Here is a 21,996-nt window from a genome sequence, read left to right as displayed (position 1 = left end):
TTTAGAAAACCTTTTGACATAGTAACAACCTGTTGTTAATATTGAGTTGTTACTTTTTAGGTAAAAAATTTAAAAGAGGATGAGAAGATGAGCAAAATCAAAACAATGGGTATAACTTTAGGAATGTCTTCCACGCTGCTACTTTCTGCTTGCGGAGATGATACGGAGAATAAAGAAAGTTCGGCCGGAGCGTCGTCTTCCAGTATTGGCGAACAAGTCGATTATACAGTAGTTGCTACTGAACCCGGAGCAGGTTTAACTGGCCTTTCCCATGAAGTAATGGAGCAATATGAGAATCTGGAAGGCTGGACATTACAGGAAAGTTCAACTGCTGGAATGCTGAGTACGTTGGATAAGGCGATACGAAATGAAGAACCGGTTATTGTGACAGGCTGGACACCACACTGGAAATTCTCGGCTTATGATTTAAAAATACTTGAAGATCCTAAAGGTATTTTGGGAGGTGCTGAAAACATTCAAACACTTGCCAGAAAAGGTTTAGAACAAGACTTGCCTGATGTATATACAGTACTTGACCGCTTTTATTGGGAGCCGGAAGATATGGAAAAAGTCATGTATGATGCACAAGAAAATGGTGACTTTGATGTAGCAGCAGCCGATTGGGTTGAAACTAATCAAGATAAAGTTAGTGAATGGACAAAAGATATAGCACAAGGAAATGGCGAAAAGGTAAAAATCATTTCAACACCTTGGGATTCGGAATTTGCATCGAGCAGCATAATAAAATTGGTGCTGGAACAATTAGGGTATGAACCTGAAGTAACACCAGTCGATCCGGCCATTATGTTCCAGTCAATCGCAACTGGTGAAGGGGATGTAACGGTAGCACCATGGTTACCAACAACTCACAAAGCATTTTATGATAAGCATAAAGACGATATTGTTGATTTAGGTGAAAATCTAGAAGGGACGCAAAATGGTTTTGTTGTTCCGGCATATGTAGAGATTGACTCGATTGAAGATTTAAAACCGAAAGAATAAATAGAAATATGCTCCGTAAATGGCCTATACAGGGCTTTATTTATTTGTTCCTCTAGTTTGACAAAAGTAACAACTTGTAGTTAAAATTGGGTTGTCGATTTTTGGGAGTAGATAAATTCAGATTATAGGGGATGAAACATTTTGAAACGATTTAAAACTTTAGGTTTAACTATAGGAATGTCTGCAGCATTGTTATTAGCAGCATGCGGAGATGATACAGGCAGCAGTGATAATTCAAACAATGAATCTGCAAGTATAGGTGAACATGTAGATTATAAAATCATTGGGATAGAGCCTGGCGCGGGGATAACAGGTTTGTCACATGATACATTGGAACAATATGAAAATCTGGAAGGCTGGACATTACAGGAAAGTTCAACTGCAGGCATGATCGGGACGTTGGAACAGGCGATTCGCAATGAAGAACCGGTGATTGTAACTGGCTGGACACCCCATTGGATGTTTTCTGCCTATGACTTAAAATTCCTTGAAGATCCTAAAGGAGTTTTAGGAGGAGCAGAAAATATAAATACTGTTGTAAGAAAAGATCTTGAAAAGGATTTACCGGACGTCTACACAGTGCTTGATCGATTCCATTGGGAACCGGAAGATATGGAACAAGTCATGTATGATGCACAAAATGGAGATTTTGAAACAGCTGCTGCAGCCTGGATTGAAAATAACGATGATAAAGTAAGTGAGTGGACGAAGGGTATTGAACAAGGTAACGGAGAAAAAGTGAAACTTGTTTCAGTCCCATGGGATTCAGAAATTGCATCGAGCAGCGTTGTTAAAATAGTGTTGGAAAATTTAGGTTATCAAGTAGAAGTAATACCTGTAGACCCTGCGATCATGTTCCAGGCAATTGCAACTGGTGAAGGGGATGCTACTGTGGCGCCATGGTTGCCGACAACTCATGAGGCATTCTATGAAAAACACAAAGACGATATTGTGGACTTAGGCGAAAACTTGGAAGGTACGCAAAATGGCTTCGTCGTACCAGCTTATATGGACATTGATTCAATTGAAGATTTAGAACCGAAAAAATAACGTGTAAAACCCTTTTTATTGGTAAATTTATTTTAATAAAAAAGCTATGTGCAGTAGTGGGCAACCATTCTACACATAGCCTTTTTTATGCAATCGTTCGCTGTGGTTCGATGCTTGGTTTACCAAATAAATAACCTTGGAATAACTTATAGCCGATTTGTTTTAGCCACTCAAAGTCTTCCTGAGTTTCTATTCCTTCCGCAAGTGGTGTTGCGCCAATTTCTAGCGCTTTTTTCAAAAACTGTTTGGCGGTATTTTGTTTTTCAAAATCATTATTTACGCCTTGTACATATTTCATATCAAGCTTCATATAATGCGGCTTTATGTCGCCAAGCATTTCCAGAGTATTATAACCTTCCCCTACATCGTCCAAGGCATATTGAAAGCCTTTTTTGTTATAGTAATTCAAAATCGATTTTAAATGATCAATATCATCAACTTGCTCCGATTCCACGACTTCAAATACAAATTGATTCGGGTCAATTTCCAGAAGGTTAGCGAGCTTTACCGTTGACTGCAGGCAATATTCAGGAGAATAAATCGACGTAGGAATGAAATTGATAAATGTTTTTTTCTTCAGTACAGCAGCATACTTTACGGCAGCCATGCGACATAAACGGTCCAACGCATACAGGCGCCCTCGGGTTTTAGCTGCGGCAAAAATTTCATTTGGAAAAATGAGTGAGCCATCTTCTCGGGTAAAGCGTGACAGCACTTCATATGCGTAGATTTCGTTTCTGCTATTTACAATAGGCTGAGAGTAGCTGACTACCGCATTTCTATGTATGACATCATCAATCCATTGCATTTCCAGAACGGTTTCAATTTCAGCAAGGTGCTCCCAAGGCATTTCATCCATTCTAAAATAAATCTGTTCTGGCTCCATATAGTCTCTACTAAAGTCAAGAAACTCTTTCACGCCGGATTCTTGTATCGTTACAAGTTGTTCCTTTTTAGTAATTGTTAAATTCCGGCGATTAAAGTGTTCGACAATCATATCCAACATAGCGATATTTTTTTCGCCTTTTAATAAAATCTCAAACTGTAGTTCTGACACGACACAATTTCTGCAAGACATGTAAAGTTCCCCCCTTTTAATCTTTATTTAACTGTATAGTATCGAGTTTAAAAATACTATGTAATATTGATTATTTTATTATTACATTTATGTTTGTATAATGTTTGTATATTAATATTAATTATTCCGCATAAAGTTGACAATAAATAGTAAACAATGTTATACAATAATTATACAAAGTGTTGGGGTGAGGATAATGGTAATGTGGTGGAAGCAGAAAGTGTTGGTAGAAAAGGCACATCAAGGTGAGGAATTGAATGACTTTAATCCTGTAATTGAATTAAAAAGCATGCCTGAATTAGCACAGCAGATGAACCTGATTGGTATAGCGGAAGAAAATTTACGGCGCATAAAGTCATATCAACCAGCAATTGCAGCGGGAGTATCCGAGATTACGGATGTATTTTATGAAAATGTATTAGCCGTACCATCTTTAAAAAAGATAATCGAAGAGCGTACAAAAATTGATCGCTTAAAGAAAACATTGAGTTCTTACATTATTTCCATGTTTGACGGGGTTTTTAATGAAGAAACAATCGAAGCGAAAAGAAAACTCGCCCGCATGCATTTCAAAATCGGGTTGGATCCAAAATGGTATATGGGCACATTTCAAAAGTTGCAGGAAACAATGATTATGCTTATCAGTAAAGACATAGCGGATGTTGCAGGAAGAGAAATTATTCAATTAAATGTGTCAAAACTTATTAACCTTGAGATGCAGATTGTTTTAGAGGAGTATGAAAAGGAAAATTTAAATCTTCGAAAAGAGCAATATAATGTTGTAAAGTTTGAACTGAAGGATAAATTATCCGCCATTATTCAAAACCTTGCAGACTTAACGGAAGAAACGAACCAATCGATTGAACAAGTAAACAGCCATACATTTCAGATAAGTAGTACGATTGAATCTAACGTTAAAATTGTACAGCATATACATACAGATGCAGTGACAGGGAACAGCGAAGTTACAAGGCTGGAGCAGGAAATGCTTGAAATTAGGAATAGTACGGTTGAAATGGGACAACTGATCGGGAATTTAAAAACGTCTTCTGAACAGATTATCGATATTGTGGCCCTTGTTAAAAATATTGCAGACCAAACAAATTTACTTGCATTAAATGCCTCGATTGAAGCAGCAAGAGCGGGGGAACATGGTAAAGGGTTTGCTGTTGTCGCACAGGAAGTACGGAAACTGGCGGAACAATCGAAAAGCTCTGTAGAAAATATAACAAATCTCATCCAAACGTCCACGCTGCTAACGTCGACTGCTGTTCAAATGATTGAAAGGGTTCAGTTGAGGGTGGATTCAGGTTTGGATGTATCGATCAATACCCAAACGATATTTCAGCAAATTTTGAAGGCAATCGAACAAAATGAAGCACAAATAAAGGAAGTCGCAATGGATATAACAAATTTGGGCAGTGTCATCGGCAACATCGGTCAAGAAACGAGAGATGTTGCAATTACTGCAGAAGAGCTTTACCAAATGACTACCCACCTATAAAGTTTTATAGAGTGTTTTGTTATGAATAATGCTGTGTAAAAGTGCCATCGCTTTTACACAGTTTTTTGTTTTATAAGTCTCTTTTTTTATAAGTGTAATTACAAAATGATTGGGAATAGTAAGGTAGGTGAGAATAAATTAACAAATAAGGAGCCACATTGAAATGAAAATTACTGCAGCTGTAACTGAAGCACAAGGAAAAGATTTTGTCTTGCAGGAAGTAGAACTAGCATCCCCAAAAGCAAATGAAGTGTTGATTAAAATTGTAGCAACAGGTGTTTGTCATACAGACGCGGTAGCACGAGATTTAGCAATTGCTCCGCTTCCAGCTGTTCTTGGACATGAAGGATCTGGAATTGTAGAAGAAGTGGGAGAAGGTGTAACAAGTTTAGAAAAGGGTGATCATGTTGTCATATCGTTTGCACATTGCGGGACGTGTCCAAATTGTTTAACAGGTCATCCAACAGTATGTGATACGTTTAACCCACTCAACTTTGGCGGCGTTCAGGATGATTACACAACACGTCTATCAAAAGATGGTGCTGAATTAGCAACATTTTTCGGTCAGTCTTCATTCGGAACATATGCAATTGCGCATGAGCGAAATGTTGTAAAAGTAGATAAGGATGTTGATTTAGCGTTGCTTGGTCCTCTGGGCTGTGGTATTCAAACAGGTGCCGGGACAGTATTAAATCGACTTCGACCACAATTTGGTTCTACAATTGTCATATACGGATGCGGTGCTGTTGGTTTGTCTGCGTTGATGGCAGCAAAAATTGTAGGATGTAAACAAATTATTGCCGTTGACGTCCATGATTCCCGATTGGAATTTGCTAAAGAACTCGGGGCAACACATGTTTTAAATGGACGGAATGTTGATGTCGTTGCCGAGGTTAAAAAGATTACAAACGGCGGTTCAAACTATGCAGTTGAAACGACAGGTGTGCCACCAGTTGTGAAGCAATCCCTTAATGCATTACGTCCATTAGGTACTTGTGCGATTGTAGGGGTGACACCTGAGATGACAATCGATGTCCATAACGATATTATGGCGGAAGGAAAAACAATGATGGGAGTCATCGAAGGAGATTCGGTACCTCGTGTATTTATTCCGGAATTAGTCAACTATTATAAAGATGGTAAATTCCCGTTTGACCGACTCGTAAAATTTTATGAATTCGAACAAATTAATGAAGCTTTTAAAGACTCTAAAAATGGGACTACTATTAAGCCAATTTTAAAAATCGCGAAATAAATTGACTAAAGCCGAGAATATAGACATTCTCGGCTTTTTGATTATATTGCAGTCAATCCAAATAATCGTGTTTTCGTGCTTCGTCTGCATATTCTTTGGAAATTTGCCCCTGCAGAAAATCGTCCTTGGAAACATGCAATATTTCCAGTGCAGAATACATATCTTCATCATCTTTATCTTTGTATAAATCGTTGTAGTGATCGAAATCTCCTTCAAAATCTGCTGGTGTATCGGAATTTCCATACTGTGCGACGATTTGGAAGGAATCTTCGTTATCTTGAAGCTCATCATCCTTTTCCCTATTTGAAAAGGAGTTGTCGACAGCCGGATGGAGCAATTGTTCTTCAACCGGACGATCTGCCGCAGGAGTTTTTGCATCACTATGCTCAATACAAAAAGCCGTATACGGAATTGCTTGCAGTCGATCATATGGAATTTCTGTTTGGCATTTTGCACAAACTCCATATGTACCGTCATTCATCCGATCAAATGCTGCTTCAATTTGGCCCAATAAGTCATCACTATGCACTTTTAATGCCATATCTTTTTCACGGTCATATAATTCGGTCGCTAAATCCGCGGGATGATTGTCAATAGTAGAGAGCTCATCTGTAGAGTCCCTTAAACTGGCACGTGCAATAAGTTCATTTTCATTTGTGTTGACATCACCAATTAATTCTCTTTTTTGTTCGATGAGCAGTCGTTTTAATTTAGTAAGTTGTTTTTCACTTAGCATCATAATCAATTCCTTTCATTTTTAGTATGGGCGAAATACGATGAATTATTTCAAAACATCGTGAACTGCTTTCGTATAGTTTCTTTTTAAATTAGAAATACTAATAAATAAGGCGAAATTTTATGTACACATAAAAATATCCATCCTATAGGAGGAGTCGAAGTTGCAAAATACTGAAAATACACTATCCATTTTCGCATTAGGCGGCATTAATGAAATCGGAAAAAATATGTATGTCATTGAATATGGACAAGAATTAGTTATCGTTGATTGTGGCGGGAAATTTGCGGATCAGAGTTTATTAGGTGTCGATTTGATAATCCCGGATTTAAGCTATTTGGAAGAAAATAAACATAAAATCAAAGCTTTAGTTGTAACGCATGGACATGAAGATCATATTGGCGGAATTCCATATTTGTTGAGAAAAATTAATATGCCAATTTATGCATCCAGATTTACCCTTGGGTTAATTGAGCTGAAACTAAAGGAGCACAAATTGCTCCGTAATACAGAATTAATTGAGATTAATGCAGAGTCGAAAATTAATTTTGACCAACTATCGCTCACTTTCTTTAAGACAAGTCATAGTATCCCCGACTGTTTAGGGATTGTTTTTCATACGCCTGAAGGGAAAGTCATTCATACAGGTGACTTTAAATTTGATTTCACACCCGTTAATGATCAACCATCAGATATTCATAAAATGGCAGCACTCGGTACAGAAGGGGTGCTCGCCCTCATATCCGAAAGTACAAACGCCGAACGTCCCGGATTTACACCATCCGAGCAAGTAATTGGAGGTCATTTGGATGAGGAATTTCAAAAAGCGACCGGAAAAATCTTCATTTCTACTTTTGCATCCAATGTAAATCGCATTCAGCAAATCGTCGAAGCAGCAAAAAAGACGAATCGGAAAATTGTTCTTCTAGGTCGCAGCATGGTCAATGTTACGTCGGTTGCGATGCGACTGGGCAACTTGGATATTCCAGGCTGGATGCTTATCGAGCCAAGAGAATTAAAAGAGTTACCGCCGGAACGGGCAGTAATATTATGTACAGGAAGCCAAGGGGAGCCATTAGCTGCGCTTTCCCGACTCTCAACTGGCCGTAATCGGGATGTTAAAGTTGTGCAAGGCGATACGGTTATTTTCGCAGCTTCACCAATACCTGGAAATGAAAAAGATGTTTCAAAAATTGTTGATAATTTGTTTCAGCTTGGCGCAAAAGTAGTATACGGAAATTCAAGCATTACCGGTATGCACGTATCGGGTCATGGCTATCAAGAAGATTTAAAAATGATGCTGACACTCATGAAGCCAAAATATTTTATTCCCATTCATGGAGAATACCGCATGCTTCATATTCATCGTTCACTCGCAGAAGCGGTTGGTGTTGAAAAAGGGCATACATTTATCCTTAAAAATGGTGAAATTGTTGACATTAAAGGCGGGGAAGCGCGGCAAACACGTGCTATTCCGGCAGGAGATACGTACGTGGATGGTACTGGAAGCGATGAAGTCGGTGAAATTGTATTGCGAGATCGGAAGCAACTATCCGAAGATGGGATGCTTGTGATTGTCGTCACGATCAGTAAATTCGATGGGTCCATTATATCTGGTCCTGACAGTATTTCTCGCGGATTCGTCTATGCGAGAGAATCAGAAGGATTAATAAATGATATTAACGAAATTGCTCAAGCAGCTGTCGAAAACTTTAAAGAATCCAATCCGTTTGCTATGAAAAAAGCGATTAAACACGCGGTAGATCAATATATCTTTACATTAAAAATGAAAAAGCCAATGATTTTGCCGATAATAATTGAAATATAAAGTTAAATTATTACAGAAAAACGATCTTGAAAGGAAATATTCGCTTTCAAGATCGTTATTTTATTACATGCATTTCAGTCATTTTTTGTTTGGGCTCACTAAAATTAAGCAGGCTGAAGCTCTGTTTGTTCCAGTAGCTGTTTGTAAGCTGCCAAATCTTCTTCATAATTTTTAATATATGTGGAAAGACTATGATTTTTTATCATTTCAAATGTATTTTGATCAATGATTTGTAATTTTTGATTTAGGATTGCAGCATTAGCCCATGCTGTTTCTTCAAAGGCAATGTTCATTTGATGTTCTTCTATTATCATGCCTAATAAATCAGGATTTTTAAAAATTTCTTTAGTAGAATATTGATCTCTCATATCAAAATAATCGAGGGTTCTAGTTAAAGAAGCATCTAGTGCAGGGCGGTCAATAGCATGACCTAGTTCATGAAGTGTAATGGTTTTTACATATTGATCAAATGGAATGCTTGATAATTCGGCAGCTGCTTCCACTAAACGGTTTGCATCAAAACTAACAACATTTGTTATAAAATTATAGCTCATATTTACTCCGGTATGATCCTCCTCCAACATTATCGGGAGGCCGGTTGCTTGTATAGTGGAACAAATTAATTTATATAAAAATTCGTTTGTATATTGGTTCATGTATACGCTCATTTCCTTTTCTATATATATAAAATAAATAAGAAAGCACAATAAAATGCTCGCTTTAATTTAAGCAAGCATAAAATAATATATAATTGTTATATAATATTTTCAAGTAATTTGTTTGGATATGTATACTGTTCGAGGGGGATTTTGGATAATACGGGAAAAATCCATACAAAAAAGGATGTTCGCCATTCTTCTAAATGGCAAACACCCATTATTAATGTAAATAATTAATATTTACATCAAGAATCAACCTATCTTCAAGGTTAATTAAATCATTATGAGTTATTTTTGTTGTTATTATTGTTACTATTATTGTTTTTACGGCTAGCTTCTCCGCCTTTGCGGCCAGCTTCTTCACGGCTCATTTTGCCGCCGCTGTTGTTGTTATTGTTGTTATTACCGCCTTGGTTGTTTCCGCTGCTAGCTTCTCCGCCTTTACGGCCGATTTCTTCATAAAATTCTCTACCATGGTTATTAGATGTAGCTTCTCCGCCTTTACGACCCGCTTCTTGAACCGTCATTTGTCCGTCATTCTGATTCTGATTACGTTTGTTGTTATTAGCCATTTCTTACATCCTCCTAGTGAAAATTTTTTAGCTTATTGCTAAGCTTACTAGTTAAATTCCCATCTCTCGTTATATTAAACATAAATTATATTTCATTTATATTACAAAAAAATGATGTAAAGTTATTAGAATCTGAAGAAGAGGTTCATCATAAAATAGAAGTATTTCAAATGACATAGGCGTGTAAAGCATTGTAAGGGTATTTTATTTAAACTATTTCGATAATTTTTACAATTTCTGTAGTTTGGTATGATAAAATAGCTATTATGCATAATTTTCAGTCAATTTTAAAAATTGTAGTACAACAGTTATGAAATTTGATATTGTTATATTACAACATAAGAGAGATACATAGGGGGAAAGTTAAATGAATGCGATCACATTAGTAATTGGGGCAATCTGTATTTTAGTAATTGCCTATCGTTTTTACGGAATTTTCTTTACAAAGAAAGTATTAAAGATTAACGAAGATACACCTACACCTGCAAATGAAAAAAATGACGGGCAAGACTATGTGCCAACAAATCGTTGGGTAGCCTTTGGGCATCACTTTGCAGCAATTGCCGCAGCAGGACCGTTAGTTGGACCAATTTTAGCCGCGCAATTTGGTTATTTACCGGGTTATCTTTGGTTATTAATTGGTGCTGTTATTGGGGGTGCCGTACACGATGCAGTTGTATTATTTGCTTCGATGACAAAAGGCGGCAAGTCATTATCGGAAGTTATGCGTGAAGAGCTTGGGCCTGTCGCTGGTTTTTGTACAGGATTAGCGATGCTGTTCATCATTACAATTACAATGGCCGGTTTATCAATGGTTATTTTAGGAGCTTTAGCAGAAAACCCTTGGGGAACATTTGCAGTTGCAGCAACGATTCCGATTGCGATGCTCATGGGTCTGATCAATAAATTCACAGGAAACTTAAAGATTTCAACAATACTTGGGGTCATCCTTCTCGTTGGGGCCGTTTTCTACGGACCGTCTATTCAAGGTACTTGGCTAGGCGATGTATTAACATTAGATCGTGAAACTTTATCGATTCTATTGCCGATTTATGCGTTCTTTGCGGCTGCATTGCCAGTTTGGTTCTTACTTGCACCACGTGATTATTTGAGCAGTTTCATGAAGATAGGGGTATTTATTGCTTTAATCATTGGGGTGTTTATTATTAACCCTACAATTCAATTCCCTGCGTTTATTCCTGACTTCCTAGGAGGCGGTCCGATCGTTGCAGGTCCTGTATGGCCATTCGTTTCGATTACAATTGCTTGTGGAGCTATTTCCGGTTTCCATGCATTTGTAGGATCAGGTACTACGCCGAAAATGTTAAACCGTTGGGATGATATTCGCGTAGTTGGTTTTGGTGCTATGCTCGTAGAATGTGTCGTTGGAGTAATGGCACTGATCGCTGCAACTGTACTGCATCCGGCAGATTACTTTGCGATTAACTCATCACCTGAAGCATTCGCAAAATTGGGAATGACGGTTGTCGATTTACCGGTGCTGTCAGAAGCAATTGGTATGGATCTGGAGGGGCGTACTGGTGGTGCAGTGACACTTGCAGTCGGTATGGCATCCATTTTCTCTGGGGTAGAATGGTTTAGCCATTTAACCGCTTATTTCTATCAATTTGTTATTATGTTTGAAGCTGTATTTATTTTAACTGCAATTGACGCAGGTACACGTACAGCTCGTTACTTAATTCAAGACTTTTTAGGAAATGTTTATAAGCCGCTTAAAAAGACGGATTGGCTCCCAGGCGCAATTGGGGCAAGTGCATTGGCCTGTATCATGTGGGGATACTTATTAAATTCAGGGGATATTGCTTCTGTATGGGCATTATTCGGTGTGTCCAACCAGTTAATGGCCTCCATTGGTCTAGTATGCGGTGTAACATTCGTATTAAAAGTAGCGGATAAGCGTATTTATGCTTTAACTTGCTTTATTCCGTTAGTATATTTATATATTACGGTAAACGTAGCAGGATTCTGGATGGTGAAAAATGTTTACTGGAACGATATGGCTGGTGGCTACAATATTTTAAACGGTATTTTATCGATTATTATGCTGACACTAGGATTGATCATTGTTATTACATCAGTCATAAAATGGCGTGAACTATGGGCACATCCACGTTTTACAAAACAAGCTACTGCTAACTAAAACAATTAAAAAAGAACGGAAAATTAGAGTAACCTCTAAATTTTCCGTTCTTTTTGTGTTGAGTATAAATAGTTTAGAAAATTGTCCTTAAAAACAGCGTTTAAAATACACGGCTGCTTTTGCCTCTTTTCCAGCAGCAAATGTTCTTCAGGAAATTGCTGTTCGACATTTAAAGATATGAAAGGAAGTTTTTCCTGCGCTTTTTGAGAACGCAAATTGACTGTACGTGCACCGGCAAATACTACTTCAAGATGTAAATATTCAAATGCTATTTTCAAAAGTTCGATTTTGGAAGCCAGATTATAGCCTTGGCCCCAATAATCCACTGCAATCCAGCTTCCGATATGGCATTGTTTATTGGACTGATCGATAAACATCAATGTTGTAATTCCGATCAATTGGTCCTCTTCATTCAAAATTAAACGGGAAATAGTTTTCCCTTCTGATTCCTCCATTATAGTATTAATAATAAAGTTTTCCGTATCTTCCACAGATTGTGTCGGAAGTCCGAGTGCATTCTTTACTTCGGGCGCCTGCGATAAACGATGAATTTCTGGTGCATAACGAAGTGCTTGTGGAATTAATGTTACTTTTTTCATTCATATAACCTCACTTTCCGATGAAACGTGCCAAACCTGCGTATGGTACATTGTTTCATTTTACATTATATTCAAAAAATATCCGATTATTTTTTAGAAAATAAAAATAAATTAAAAAATAAGGTTGTTTTATTTAAGTAAGTATAATAATATAACTCATATAATATAAAACCAAGTTGAATAATCGGTATTGGGGTGAAAACTAGTTGTCGACAGTTAAGATTGAAATTAAAGAAGTTTCAAAGTCGTATGGAGAAAAAGGTCCGACAGTTTTAAAAGATGTTTCTTTTAATATAAATCATGGTGAAGTCATTGCCATTCTTGGGAAAAGCGGTTGTGGTAAAAGTACATTGCTAAATTGCATCGGTGGCTTTGAAACGATTGATCAAGGACAGATCCTGCTTGATGGGACTGCCGTTACAAAACCTAGTAAGCGCTGTATTATGCTTATGCAAAATTACGGGCTGTTGCCATGGCGCTCTGTTCGGAAAAATGTGGAGCTCGGTATTGAAAATTCGAATTTATCGAATGCTGACATTACAAAAAGAGCGGCCCATTATTTACAGATGGTCGGTTTGGAAGACCGTGCTAATGCACTGCCTAGCGAACTTTCAGGCGGTATGCAGCAACGGGTCGCAATTGCCCGTGCGCTGGCCATTCAACCGGAAGTTATTTTAATGGATGAACCGTTTGGAGCGCTTGATACATTTACACGCTATTATTTACAGGATGAATTAAAACAAATCCAGCAACGCGAGAAAATGACAATTGTATTAGTAACTCACGATATTGATGAAGCAATTTATTTAGCAGATCGCATTCTTATTATGAAGCCTAATCCAGGTGAAATTCATAAAGAAGTTGTACTGAAGTTGCCAAAGGACCGCAATCGTGCTGATGCAGATTTTCAACATTACCGCGAAATTATTTTTAATGAATTCCAATTTACTCATGATAAAGCAGCAATCGAATTTAACATTTAGGAGGATAGTAGATGAAAAAAGTAGCGTTAATGATGACACTGCTGTTCGTCGTATTGTTGACGGCGTGCGGGACGAACGAAACAGGAAGTACTACAGGTGACGGTGAAAAGCCAACGATTAAAATCGGGTATTTACCGATTACGCACGCGGTTCCGTTATATATGCAAAATGATGCAAAATATGAAGATTATAATTTAGAGCTAGTGAAATTCGGTTCTTGGCCTGAGCTGATGGATGCACTGAATACTGGTGCAATTGATGGGGCATCTGTATTAATCCAATTAGCGATGAATGCAAAGGAAAAAGGCATTGACCTAAAAGCAGTCGCACTTGGTCATCGTGATGGCAATGTATTAATCGGAGGTAAGGATATAAAATCCGTGGAAGAACTGAAAGGAAAATCTTTTGCAATTCCAAGCCGGTTTTCAACACACAATATTTTGTTGTATGAAATGCTGAAAAAGCATGGCATTGCTTACGATGAAGTGGATGTTATCGAATTGCCGCCAGCGGAAATGCCTGCTGCTTTAGCGGAAGGGCGTATTGCTGGTTATGTAGTAGCGGAGCCGTTTGGTGCGATTTCTGTTGCATTGGAAAACGGAAAAGTGCTTTATCAGTCAGAAGAAATTTGGCAAGATTCAATTGATTGCGGCTTAGTATTGCGCGGTCAGTTTATTAAAGATAATAAAGAATTGGCAGGGAAATTTGTCGATGACTATGTAGCAGGCGGAGAGCTTGCACAAGGGAAAGACGATCATATGCATGAAGTCGTTGGGCAATATTTAACAGTTGAAAAAAATGTATTGGATATTTCATTAGATTGGATTTCCTACGATAATTTACGCATTGAACAAGACAGCTATAAGATTTTACGTGATGCATTACTGGAGATGGGATTATCCGAAAACCCTCCTTCCTATGAAGATTTTGTTGATGCTAGCTTTGTAAATTAGTAGAGGATGGAGGGATATTATGGCGATAGTGAAGAAATTGTCCCCGATTACACTTGGCTTTCTATTATTACTTCTCGTATGGCAAGCTGCAATTATGATAGGTGGGCACCAGTCGGCACTTTTCCCTCCGCCTTTAAAAGTGGGGGAAGCATTACTGGCGATCATTTCCGATGGTTCGCTGTTTGCACATATACAAATTAGTTTATTTCGATTTTTCACAGGTTATCTGATCGCTGTCGTTGCAGCAATTTTGTTAGGGCTTATTTTAGGAAGGTTACCGGCAGTCTGGAAAGTGCTCGACCCGGTAGTTCAAGTATTGCGACCGGTTTCGCCGATTGCGTGGTCACCGTTTATCGTTCTATGGTTCGGCATTGGCAATATGCCGGCGATCGTTATTATTTTTATCGCTGCCTTTTTCCCGGTGTTATTGTCAACGGTATCATCGGTAAAAAAAGTTGATAAAACGTATTTACGAATCGCATCAAATTTTGAAATGAGCACTTTTGAGACAATGCGGAAAATTATATTGCCGGCATCATTTCCAATGATCGCCAATGGGCTGCATATGGCATTAGGTTCAGCGTGGATTTTCCTCGTCGCGGGGGAAATGGTCGGAGCGCAATCGGGTTTAGGATTTTTAATTGTAGATGCACGAAATTCCTTAAGTCTAGATTTAGTTATGGCATGCATTGTTGTAATTGGGGTACTTGGTCTTTTACTCGACAAAGGCATTCATTATTTTGAAAGTTGGGTAAACCGCATTTGGGGAGGGGCCAAATAAAACTGCCTAATGAGTTTAGACAGTTTTTAATGGCCGTATATGAATCGTGTCGACGCGTTTGCCTGTTTCAGTAGAATAATAACCGACTTCTACACGCTGTTCATCAGGCCCGACGATTTCTTTATAACAGGTTTCCAGATGATCAGCACCCCATATAATCATGGAGTTGAATACATGCTCAAGGGCTGTCCCTTTTTCGGTTAATGTATAACGGTAGCGTGGGGGATGGGCGGAATATAGCTCGCTTTGAACGATCTGTGCTTCTTCCAATTCTTTTAACCTATTTGACAGAATATTCGCTGATAAACCTGGAAGCTTGAGCTTAATATCATTAAAGTTGGTTTCGCCGATAAGCAGTTCGTGAATAATGAGAAGCGTCCAACGATCTCCCAAAATATTTAATGTTTGTGCAATGTTACAGGGTAAGTCATAACGTGTTTTCATGTTTTCGCCTCCTTGATACAAGTATAAACATTAATTTTATGCAATGCGAGTTAATTTTTTTAACCTATAAGAACTATTGAAATGGGTATTCATAGTGCGCTCTAAAGAACGCCTATTTGAATATAGAATAATTTAACATTTACTATTAGGAGGAAAATACAATGAGTTTATATTTAGTAGAATCAACAATTAATGAGGTTTCTTCAAAAGAAGCATTTTCGGCATTAGTCGAAAAAGTGCATGGTACAGAAGGTGTTGGAGTTATCGAAGTACAAGTGGCGAAAGACTTTTCACGTGGTTATTTCATTATTGAAGCAGCAGATGAGGAAGCGGCAAAAACAGCGTTACAAACTCAAGGTGTTGCAATTGATCTAGTAAAGGAAGTCCGTTTAATCGGTAAAGAACTTGATGAAGTAAAAGCGGGCGGCGAGCAAGTAAACTACTTAGTAGAATGGGAAATTCCTGCAGAAATTACGATGGAAAAATATTTAGAGCGTAAAAAGAAAAATTCGGTAAAATACGAAGAAGTTCCAGATGTAAAATTCTCTCGTACGTATGTATGTGAAGATATGACAAAATGTTTATGTTTCTATGATGCACCAGACGAAGCGGCTGTAAAACGTGCACGAGAAGCAGTACAAACACCGATCACATCATTAACGGAATTGGCAGACTAAAAGGAAAGGATGCGGGGACAATGGCATTGAACAAAGAATTGTTACAACGAATCATCGATGAAAAACTGAAGCCCGTAGTGAAGAAGGTCGATGAGCAGGCACATTATGCAGAAGATTATATTTTAGCGCTAAGTGAGGCTGGTTTCTTTCAATCGGCAAATAAGGAGCAATCGACGCTATTACAGGATGAGGCAGCAGTTGTTCGTGAAACGGCAAAGGTTTGTATGACAACAGCGTTTTGTGTTTGGTGCCATTTAGCCGCATTAACTTATTTACGTAATAGTGACAATAAGTATTTAAAGCAAACGATATTACCGGAACTGGAAAGCGGCGTAAAGCTTGGTGCAACAGGATTATCAAATGCGATGAAGTACTATTCCGGATTAGAAAAACTCCATCTGAAGGCAGAAGAGACAGAAGAAGGCTATGTCATTAATGGAACGTTGCCAGCTGTATCCAACTTGGGGAACCGTCATTATTTTGGTGCAGTTGCGACAGTCGATAGTCGTGAAGTTTTGGTGCTTGTACCAACTGATATCGAAGGTCTTGAAATGAATGAACGACTTGGTTTCCTTGGAGTGAATGGCAGCGCGACATATTCCTGTAAATTTGATCATGTCGTAATTTCAAAAGACTTAGTCATTTCCGAGGATGCAAAAGCATTTTGCGATATTATCCGCCCAACGTTTATTTATTATCAAGTTCCGCTTGGTGCAGGTGTAATTGCCGCTGCAGTCGAAGGTATTGAAAAAGTAAAAGCGAAGCAAAACGGTTGCAATGAATACTTAAAAGTCCAGGCAAACGAACTGCGAGACCAATATGAAAGAATAAATGCAGAGTTGAACAACTTGGCAGCAAATTTGACATTGAAGGGAATTGTAAACACACGTCTCCAAGCAGTGCACGATACATTAGCTGCAGTACAGGCGAATATGATTCACAATGGAGCAGCCGGCTATGTTGCGGGAAGTGTTCCATCCCGCAAATTGCGTGAAGCATACTTCTTTGCCAACTTGACGCCAACAGTCCGACATCTGGAAAAAATTAAATCATCTTTTGCTTGAGTTTAAAAGGGGGCTAACCAATTAGCCCCCTTTTCATATATTCCTCTTTTAACTCCAACACCGCTACTCACCTCATATCGTTAAATCTTTTTCTGGTTTTTTCATATTCGCTTCAAGCTAGTAATTCAATGGGGGACATGAGAAAATGGATTAAATAGAAAAAGGGGGATCGGCATGGATATAAAAATTTCAGAAAAACAAATAAAAAATCTATGCGGAACCGTTTCTTTTAAAAAAGGACAAACTTTTTATCAAACAGGGAAAGTTAATTTCCTGCAATATACAGATGTGTATGGGGAAGCGGTTGTAAACAGTACGGAACAATTCGTTGTCCGGGTAGAAAAAGAGGGAACAGGTCAATTTAATACAACTTGCAGCTGTCCGACATTGGGTAATTTCAGTAAAAGCTGTCAACATGTTGCGGCAGTACTTATCGCTATTTTTAATAACAATAAAAATAAAGCTCAATCGATGCAAGTTGATGAAAACGTTGGAAATTTAATTTCTGAAAACAGCTTTCTTTCTATTTTTAAACAGGAGACAATACAAACAACAAGACAGCAAAGTCATTTTGAAAAACGGGAAATATTAGAAGTGCAGTTTTTATTAACGCCTGTTCAACTTTCAGAACAAGACCCGTTTTTTAGTATACAACTCCAGATTAATGGAGAACAGATTTTATCAATTCGCGAATTTTTATCACATATAAAAAATAAAAAGCCATATCGGATATCTCAAAATATCACCTATAATTTTGAACAGTTCTGCTTTGAGGAACAGCATGATGCCATTTTACAGCTCCTAATTAAAATTGTAGAAGATGATACACTTTATAGTGACACGCCTGTACAAAATCAGGAGCAGCATCTGCTGATCATTCCACCCTCATCTTGGTTTCTTCTAGCTACATTGATATCGAATACGGAAAATGTTTCGTTATTGTATCAAAATGAAAGCTATAGCGATGTAAAGCTACAAACACAACCTACAGCACTTCGTTTTTTCATTAAAGCAAAGGGGAAAGATTATCAGCTTTATATAGAAGGAATTAAACGAGCTTGCTTGCTTCCTAATTACCGGGTAGTGCTATTTGATGGGGAAATGACGCAAATGAGTGAAGATAGTATGAAACAGCTTTTCGAATTAAAGCAGATGCTTCAGCAACAAACCTTATTAACGATTGAGCATTCACACTGGGATTACTTCCGGGAACAGGTGATACCTAAATTGAAAAAAATAGGTATTGTTGAAATGGCTCCAGAGCTTTCAGCAAAACAGATGGAAACGCCATTAGTCGCAAACATTTATTTAGACCGTGTGAAAAACCGCTTCCTTGCAGGGGTGGAATTTCAATACGGGCAATTTGTCATTCAACCATTGGATGAACAGCTTTCTGACGATGTGTTCATCATCCGTGATATCGAAAAGGAAGCGGCGGTTTTAGCGTTGATGGATGGAAGCGGTTTTACAAAAACGGATGGCGGCTACTATATGCAAAATGAAGAGCTTGAATACGAGTTTTTATATCACCAGCTTCCGAAACTCACAAAACTCGCTAAAATTTATGCAACAAATTCTGTCAAACTGCGGATAGCAAAAGAAAATAACTTTCCGAAAATCCGGGTGAACGTTCAAAAGGAACGGACAAATTGGCTTGAATTTAAATTTGAAATGGATGGGGTTACGAATAAGCAAATTAAAGAAATTTTAGCGGCCATCAAAGTGAAGCAAAAATATTATCGTTTGCAAGATGGGGCATTGCTTTCGCTGGAGACTAAGGAAATTGAAGAAATTCAGCGCTTTCTTAGAGCAATTCCGGCTCAGGATGATGAATATGAATTAACGTTTAATATGCCAATATTGGATAGTCTACCGTTTTTGGAGCAGTTTGAACAAAGTGAAATATTTGAAGCGGAAAAATCGTTTAAACAGTTTACAGGGCAGTTATTACATCCTGAAACATTGAAATTTGAAGTTCCGGAAAGCTTGGAACCGATTCTTCGGGATTACCAGAAACATGGTTTTAACTGGTTAAAATTGCTTTCGAATTATGGATTCGGTGGTGTGCTTGCAGATGATATGGGACTTGGTAAAACAGTACAAAGTATTGCTTTTATCGTAGCTGAATTGCCGATCATCCGTGCAAATAAACAGCCGGTTCTGATCGTCTGTCCATCCTCGCTTTCATACAATTGGCTGTATGAGTTCATGCAATTTGCCCCTGAAGTCGAAGCAATTGTCATTGATGGGGAAGTATCCGAGCGGCTTCATTTGCTTCGTACAATGGAAGAACATGATGTTATCATTACGACCTATCCGTTATTACGTAAAGATAGTGCATTTTATGAACGTCAGCATTTCCATACGGTATTTTTTGATGAAGCGCAGGCATTTAAAAATCCGGTTACACAGACGGCTAGAACAGTAAAAAGAATCAGTGCGACAAATCGCTTTGGTTTAACAGGAACACCGATTGAAAACTCATTATCGGAATTATGGTCGATATACCGTGTCATCTTTCCGCAGCTGTTCCGCGAGCTAGAGGAGTTCCGCCATATGCAGCGGAAAGATATTGCACGCAGAGTACGGCCGTTTCTCCTTCGCCGAATGAAAGAACATGTACTGGGTGAATTGCCTCAAAAAGAGGAAATGATTGAAAAAGCCGAACTGTTACCGGAGCAAAAAGCGTTATATGCAGCCTATTTGGCAAAACTGCGTGTCGATACAATGAAGCATCTGGATAAAGAAACGTTCCATAAAAACCGAATTCGTATTTTGGCCGGAATTACGAGACTGCGTCAAATCTGCTGTCATCCGGCACTGTTTGTCGAAGGGTATAAAGGGAGTTCCGCCAAGTTTGAACAGCTGTTCCGACTATTGGAACAATCGAAGGTATCTGGCCGCCGGGTATTAATATTTTCACAGTTTACGCAAATGCTGAAAATGATTGCGACAGAACTTTCCAAGCGCGGGGAACAATATTTTTATCTTGATGGACAAACCCCTTCAGAAGAGCGTATTGCACTATGCAACTCTTTTAATGATGGCGAGCGGGATATGTTTTTGATTTCTTTGAAAGCAGGCGGCACAGGACTGAATTTAACAGGCGCAGATACCGTCATTTTATATGATTTATGGTGGAATCCGGCAGTAGAGGAACAAGCGGCCGACCGTGCCCATCGTATGGGGCAAAAGGAAGTTGTACAAGTGATTAAACTCATTGCAAATGGTACAATCGAGGAAAAAATGAGTGAACTACAGCAGAAGAAGAAAATGCTTATTTCGGATATATTGGACGGCGATGAATCGTCGAAGGGAACGTTAACCGAACAGGATATCCGGGAAATTTTAATGATCTAAAAAGGTTATGAGGGCCATTTTTGCGCTCCTCATAACCTTTTTTTATTTTACGGGTGTCCGTACAATTAAAACATCGCATGTTGCATGCCGAACGATTGCTTCCGTAGTGGAGCCCATGAACATCTGCTCGACCGCATTCGAGCCGGTTGCACCACATATGATAATATCTGCAGGTGCATGCTCTGAAAGCTTTCTTGCTAAAATTGTTTTGGGCGTGCCTTTTGTTAAAATCTTATTGATCGCAGGAATGCCTGCTTCTTTTGCTTCCAATTCATAGCGGTCCAGTAAAACTTCGCCATGTTTGCGAACCAATTCAACCATATTATCATAAAGCATATCAAAAGATGTGGAGAAGCTCGTATCGATTACATGGATAATATGTAAAGTCGAGCCAATATTTCGTTTTGCTATATCAATCGATTTTTTAAAAGCGAGTTCGCTTATTTCTGAACCATCTACTGCAACAACAATATTTTGATAATGATTTGCCATATGAAATTCCTCCTTCATCTATTGAATAAAGTATACCAAATATATGAATCTCGGTATAATGATGACGCCGAGAACATGAGATGAGGAATTCTATTGCAATCAATTATTTATTTAGTAGGCAGGATTTTCAGGATTTTTTGAATACGATAAGCAAAGAATCCGGCGAAAATTGAAAGAATAATATCTTTTGGCATTGGCGGAATCATCCAAAGCCATGCCATTTTAAACGTAAAACCTTCTGGAGCGGATGCCCATAATGTATAGGCAAAATACATCCATGTTGTTCCTATAATATAGTTAACCGCCATTGCTATAAGTGCACCAATAATATAGGCAAGTCGTGTTTGAAACTTTTCGGCAATTTTACCGGCAATATATGCACTTATAATAAATGTTACGATGAAGCCGAAAGTCGGAAGTAGAATCGCCGAAAATCCGCCTGTGAATTTAGAGAACACCGGTGCCCCTGCTAGACCGATAAACATATACACCGCACAAGCAATGGCTCCTTTTTTTGATCCAAGTACTAAACCTGCTAGGATGGCAAAAAACGCCTGTAATGTTATCGGTACACCACCGACCGTTAGAAAGGGTACAAATGATGTGATATTTGCCCCAATCATAATAAGTGTCGCAAAAAGTGCACTGTAAATTAAGTCGATCGTTTTAAAGCTTTGTGTTTTGTGAACAGTCTCCATATATTACTCCCCTTGTTGTTAACTTCTATATTGTTTTGGTTAACATAAATATAAATTGAGTTTTGTTTTGTGTCAACTTTTATTTTTAATAGGTTAACAT

At 38.3% G+C, this 21,996-nt stretch carries 20 protein-coding genes and 1 pseudogene; 13 read left to right on the top strand and 8 right to left on the bottom strand.

Annotated features, from left to right (window positions below; all coding sequences use genetic code 11):
• The first annotated feature begins 87 nt into the window (after window positions 1-87).
• Together MHB58_RS13500 and MHB58_RS13495 are read left to right on the top strand one after the other, a co-directional pair.
• Window positions 88-1,002, top strand: coding sequence for a glycine betaine ABC transporter substrate-binding protein (locus MHB58_RS13500; protein ID WP_340735420.1), 915 nt, complete (start codon window positions 88-90; stop codon window positions 1,000-1,002).
• Between the two features lie 141 nt (window positions 1,003-1,143).
• Window positions 1,144-2,052: a glycine betaine ABC transporter substrate-binding protein gene (locus tag MHB58_RS13495; protein WP_340735419.1), complete on the top strand. Its 909-nt coding sequence runs from the start codon at window positions 1,144-1,146 to the stop codon at window positions 2,050-2,052.
• An 85-nt stretch (window positions 2,053-2,137) separates the two neighbouring features.
• On the opposite strand, the gene MHB58_RS13490 is transcribed toward MHB58_RS13495, so the two are convergent.
• Entirely contained in the window at window positions 2,138-3,130 is a 993-nt protein-coding gene (locus MHB58_RS13490; protein WP_340735418.1) for an EAL domain-containing protein, read from the bottom strand.
• Between the two features lie 196 nt (window positions 3,131-3,326).
• Between MHB58_RS13490 and MHB58_RS20330 the strand changes: the two are divergent.
• From MHB58_RS20330 to MHB58_RS13480, 3 genes and pseudogenes are all read left to right on the top strand, one after another.
• Window positions 3,327-3,869: pseudogene (locus MHB58_RS20330) on the top strand (protoglobin family protein); the annotation flags it as partial.
• The gene (locus tag MHB58_RS20325) at window positions 3,846-4,634 is read left to right on the top strand and encodes a methyl-accepting chemotaxis protein (protein ID WP_445683159.1); all 789 of its coding nucleotides are present in this window, start codon (window positions 3,846-3,848) and stop codon (window positions 4,632-4,634) included. The pseudogene MHB58_RS20330 and the gene MHB58_RS20325, both read left to right, overlap by 24 nt.
• A gap of 163 nt (window positions 4,635-4,797) precedes the next feature.
• Window positions 4,798-5,889, top strand: a complete 1,092-nt coding sequence (locus MHB58_RS13480) for an NAD(P)-dependent alcohol dehydrogenase (RefSeq protein ID WP_087615882.1) — start codon at window positions 4,798-4,800, stop codon at window positions 5,887-5,889.
• Window positions 5,890-5,941: 52 nt separating this feature from the next.
• On the opposite strand, the gene MHB58_RS13475 is transcribed toward MHB58_RS13480, so the two are convergent.
• On the bottom strand, window positions 5,942-6,625 hold the full coding sequence (locus tag MHB58_RS13475; protein WP_087615883.1) for a TraR/DksA C4-type zinc finger protein: 684 nt from the start codon (window positions 6,623-6,625) through the stop codon (window positions 5,942-5,944).
• Between the two features lie 163 nt (window positions 6,626-6,788).
• Between MHB58_RS13475 and MHB58_RS13470 the strand changes: the two genes are divergently transcribed.
• On the top strand, window positions 6,789-8,453 hold the full coding sequence (locus MHB58_RS13470) for a ribonuclease J (protein ID WP_340735416.1): 1,665 nt from the start codon (window positions 6,789-6,791) through the stop codon (window positions 8,451-8,453).
• Window positions 8,454-8,557: 104 nt separating this feature from the next.
• Here the strand turns inward: MHB58_RS13470 and MHB58_RS13465 are convergent, their stop codons facing one another.
• Complete coding sequence (locus MHB58_RS13465; RefSeq protein WP_340735415.1) at window positions 8,558-9,109, bottom strand: integrase; 552 nt, start codon at window positions 9,107-9,109, stop codon at window positions 8,558-8,560.
• A 284-nt stretch (window positions 9,110-9,393) separates the two neighbouring features.
• Window positions 9,394-9,684: a KGG domain-containing protein gene (locus MHB58_RS13460; protein ID WP_340735414.1), complete on the bottom strand. Its 291-nt coding sequence runs from the start codon at window positions 9,682-9,684 to the stop codon at window positions 9,394-9,396.
• A 367-nt stretch (window positions 9,685-10,051) separates the two neighbouring features.
• Here MHB58_RS13460 and MHB58_RS13455 point away from each other — a divergent pair, with 367 nt between their 5' ends.
• Window positions 10,052-11,845, top strand: a complete 1,794-nt coding sequence (locus tag MHB58_RS13455) for a carbon starvation CstA family protein (RefSeq protein WP_340735413.1) — start codon at window positions 10,052-10,054, stop codon at window positions 11,843-11,845.
• Window positions 11,846-11,880: 35 nt separating this feature from the next.
• Here MHB58_RS13455 and MHB58_RS13450 read toward each other — a convergent pair whose 3' ends face one another.
• A complete protein-coding gene (locus tag MHB58_RS13450; protein ID WP_087615888.1) occupies window positions 11,881-12,444 on the bottom strand; it encodes a GNAT family N-acetyltransferase in 564 nt (187 codons plus the stop codon).
• A 206-nt stretch (window positions 12,445-12,650) separates the two neighbouring features.
• On the opposite strand from MHB58_RS13450, the gene MHB58_RS13445 reads away from it, so the two are divergent.
• Genes MHB58_RS13445 through MHB58_RS13435 form a run of 3 tightly spaced genes read left to right on the top strand, consistent with a single transcriptional unit; the run spans window position 12,651 to window position 15,161 of the window.
• On the top strand, window positions 12,651-13,427 hold the full coding sequence (locus tag MHB58_RS13445; protein ID WP_340735412.1) for an ABC transporter ATP-binding protein: 777 nt from the start codon (window positions 12,651-12,653) through the stop codon (window positions 13,425-13,427).
• Window positions 13,428-13,438: 11 nt separating this feature from the next.
• Entirely contained in the window at window positions 13,439-14,380 is a 942-nt protein-coding gene (locus MHB58_RS13440) for an ABC transporter substrate-binding protein (RefSeq protein ID WP_340735411.1), read from the top strand.
• 19 nt (window positions 14,381-14,399) lie between these two features.
• Window positions 14,400-15,161: an ABC transporter permease gene (locus MHB58_RS13435; protein ID WP_340735410.1), complete on the top strand. Its 762-nt coding sequence runs from the start codon at window positions 14,400-14,402 to the stop codon at window positions 15,159-15,161.
• 15 nt (window positions 15,162-15,176) lie between these two features.
• On the opposite strand, the gene MHB58_RS13430 is transcribed toward MHB58_RS13435, so the two are convergent.
• Window positions 15,177-15,605: a winged helix-turn-helix transcriptional regulator gene (locus MHB58_RS13430; RefSeq protein ID WP_008405144.1), complete on the bottom strand. Its 429-nt coding sequence runs from the start codon at window positions 15,603-15,605 to the stop codon at window positions 15,177-15,179.
• Window positions 15,606-15,766: 161 nt separating this feature from the next.
• Here MHB58_RS13430 and MHB58_RS13425 point away from each other — a divergent pair, with 161 nt between their 5' ends.
• The 3 genes from MHB58_RS13425 (at window position 15,767) to MHB58_RS13415 (ending at window position 20,706) form a co-directional block, all read left to right on the top strand.
• Window positions 15,767-16,282, top strand: a complete 516-nt coding sequence (locus tag MHB58_RS13425; RefSeq protein ID WP_008405145.1) for a DUF4242 domain-containing protein — start codon at window positions 15,767-15,769, stop codon at window positions 16,280-16,282.
• 20 nt (window positions 16,283-16,302) lie between these two features.
• Window positions 16,303-17,346, top strand: coding sequence for an acyl-CoA dehydrogenase family protein (locus tag MHB58_RS13420; RefSeq protein ID WP_340735409.1), 1,044 nt, complete (start codon window positions 16,303-16,305; stop codon window positions 17,344-17,346).
• A gap of 174 nt (window positions 17,347-17,520) precedes the next feature.
• Complete coding sequence (locus MHB58_RS13415) at window positions 17,521-20,706, top strand: DEAD/DEAH box helicase (protein WP_340735408.1); 3,186 nt, start codon at window positions 17,521-17,523, stop codon at window positions 20,704-20,706.
• A gap of 42 nt (window positions 20,707-20,748) precedes the next feature.
• Here MHB58_RS13415 and MHB58_RS13410 read toward each other — a convergent pair whose 3' ends face one another.
• The gene (locus tag MHB58_RS13410; RefSeq protein ID WP_014823245.1) at window positions 20,749-21,198 is read right to left on the bottom strand and encodes a universal stress protein; all 450 of its coding nucleotides are present in this window, start codon (window positions 21,196-21,198) and stop codon (window positions 20,749-20,751) included.
• Window positions 21,199-21,305: 107 nt separating this feature from the next.
• Complete coding sequence (locus MHB58_RS13405; RefSeq protein WP_340735407.1) at window positions 21,306-21,896, bottom strand: biotin transporter BioY; 591 nt, start codon at window positions 21,894-21,896, stop codon at window positions 21,306-21,308.
• Window positions 21,897-21,996: the final 100 nt, after the last annotated feature.

The sequence above is a fragment of the Solibacillus sp. FSL K6-1554 genome, from assembly GCF_038005185.1.
GTDB lineage: Bacteria > Bacillota > Bacilli > Bacillales_A > Planococcaceae > Solibacillus > Solibacillus silvestris.
The sequence above is the reverse complement of the archived record's forward strand: the minus strand, read 5'-3'. Positions and strand labels throughout refer to the sequence as shown.

Coding starts and splice junctions, on each gene's coding strand:
- MHB58_RS13500 (WP_340735420.1), top strand. CDS start 88: ATGAGCAAAATCAAAACAATGGGTATAACTTTAGGAATGTCTTCCACG.
- MHB58_RS13490 (WP_340735418.1), bottom strand. CDS start 3,130: ATGTCTTGCAGAAATTGTGTCGTGTCAGAACTACAGTTTGAGATTTTA.
- MHB58_RS20325 (WP_445683159.1), top strand. CDS start 3,846: ATGCAGATTGTTTTAGAGGAGTATGAAAAGGAAAATTTAAATCTTCGA.
- MHB58_RS13480 (WP_087615882.1), top strand. CDS start 4,798: ATGAAAATTACTGCAGCTGTAACTGAAGCACAAGGAAAAGATTTTGTC.
- MHB58_RS13475 (WP_087615883.1), bottom strand. CDS start 6,625: ATGCTAAGTGAAAAACAACTTACTAAATTAAAACGACTGCTCATCGAA.
- MHB58_RS13465 (WP_340735415.1), bottom strand. CDS start 9,109: ATGAACCAATATACAAACGAATTTTTATATAAATTAATTTGTTCCACT.
- MHB58_RS13460 (WP_340735414.1), bottom strand. CDS start 9,684: ATGGCTAATAACAACAAACGTAATCAGAATCAGAATGACGGACAAATG.
- MHB58_RS13455 (WP_340735413.1), top strand. CDS start 10,052: ATGAATGCGATCACATTAGTAATTGGGGCAATCTGTATTTTAGTAATT.
- MHB58_RS13450 (WP_087615888.1), bottom strand. CDS start 12,444: ATGAAAAAAGTAACATTAATTCCACAAGCACTTCGTTATGCACCAGAA.
- MHB58_RS13440 (WP_340735411.1), top strand. CDS start 13,439: ATGAAAAAAGTAGCGTTAATGATGACACTGCTGTTCGTCGTATTGTTG.
- MHB58_RS13435 (WP_340735410.1), top strand. CDS start 14,400: ATGGCGATAGTGAAGAAATTGTCCCCGATTACACTTGGCTTTCTATTA.
- MHB58_RS13430 (WP_008405144.1), bottom strand. CDS start 15,605: ATGAAAACACGTTATGACTTACCCTGTAACATTGCACAAACATTAAAT.
- MHB58_RS13425 (WP_008405145.1), top strand. CDS start 15,767: ATGAGTTTATATTTAGTAGAATCAACAATTAATGAGGTTTCTTCAAAA.
- MHB58_RS13420 (WP_340735409.1), top strand. CDS start 16,303: ATGGCATTGAACAAAGAATTGTTACAACGAATCATCGATGAAAAACTG.
- MHB58_RS13415 (WP_340735408.1), top strand. CDS start 17,521: ATGGATATAAAAATTTCAGAAAAACAAATAAAAAATCTATGCGGAACC.
- MHB58_RS13410 (WP_014823245.1), bottom strand. CDS start 21,198: ATGGCAAATCATTATCAAAATATTGTTGTTGCAGTAGATGGTTCAGAA.
- MHB58_RS13405 (WP_340735407.1), bottom strand. CDS start 21,896: ATGGAGACTGTTCACAAAACACAAAGCTTTAAAACGATCGACTTAATT.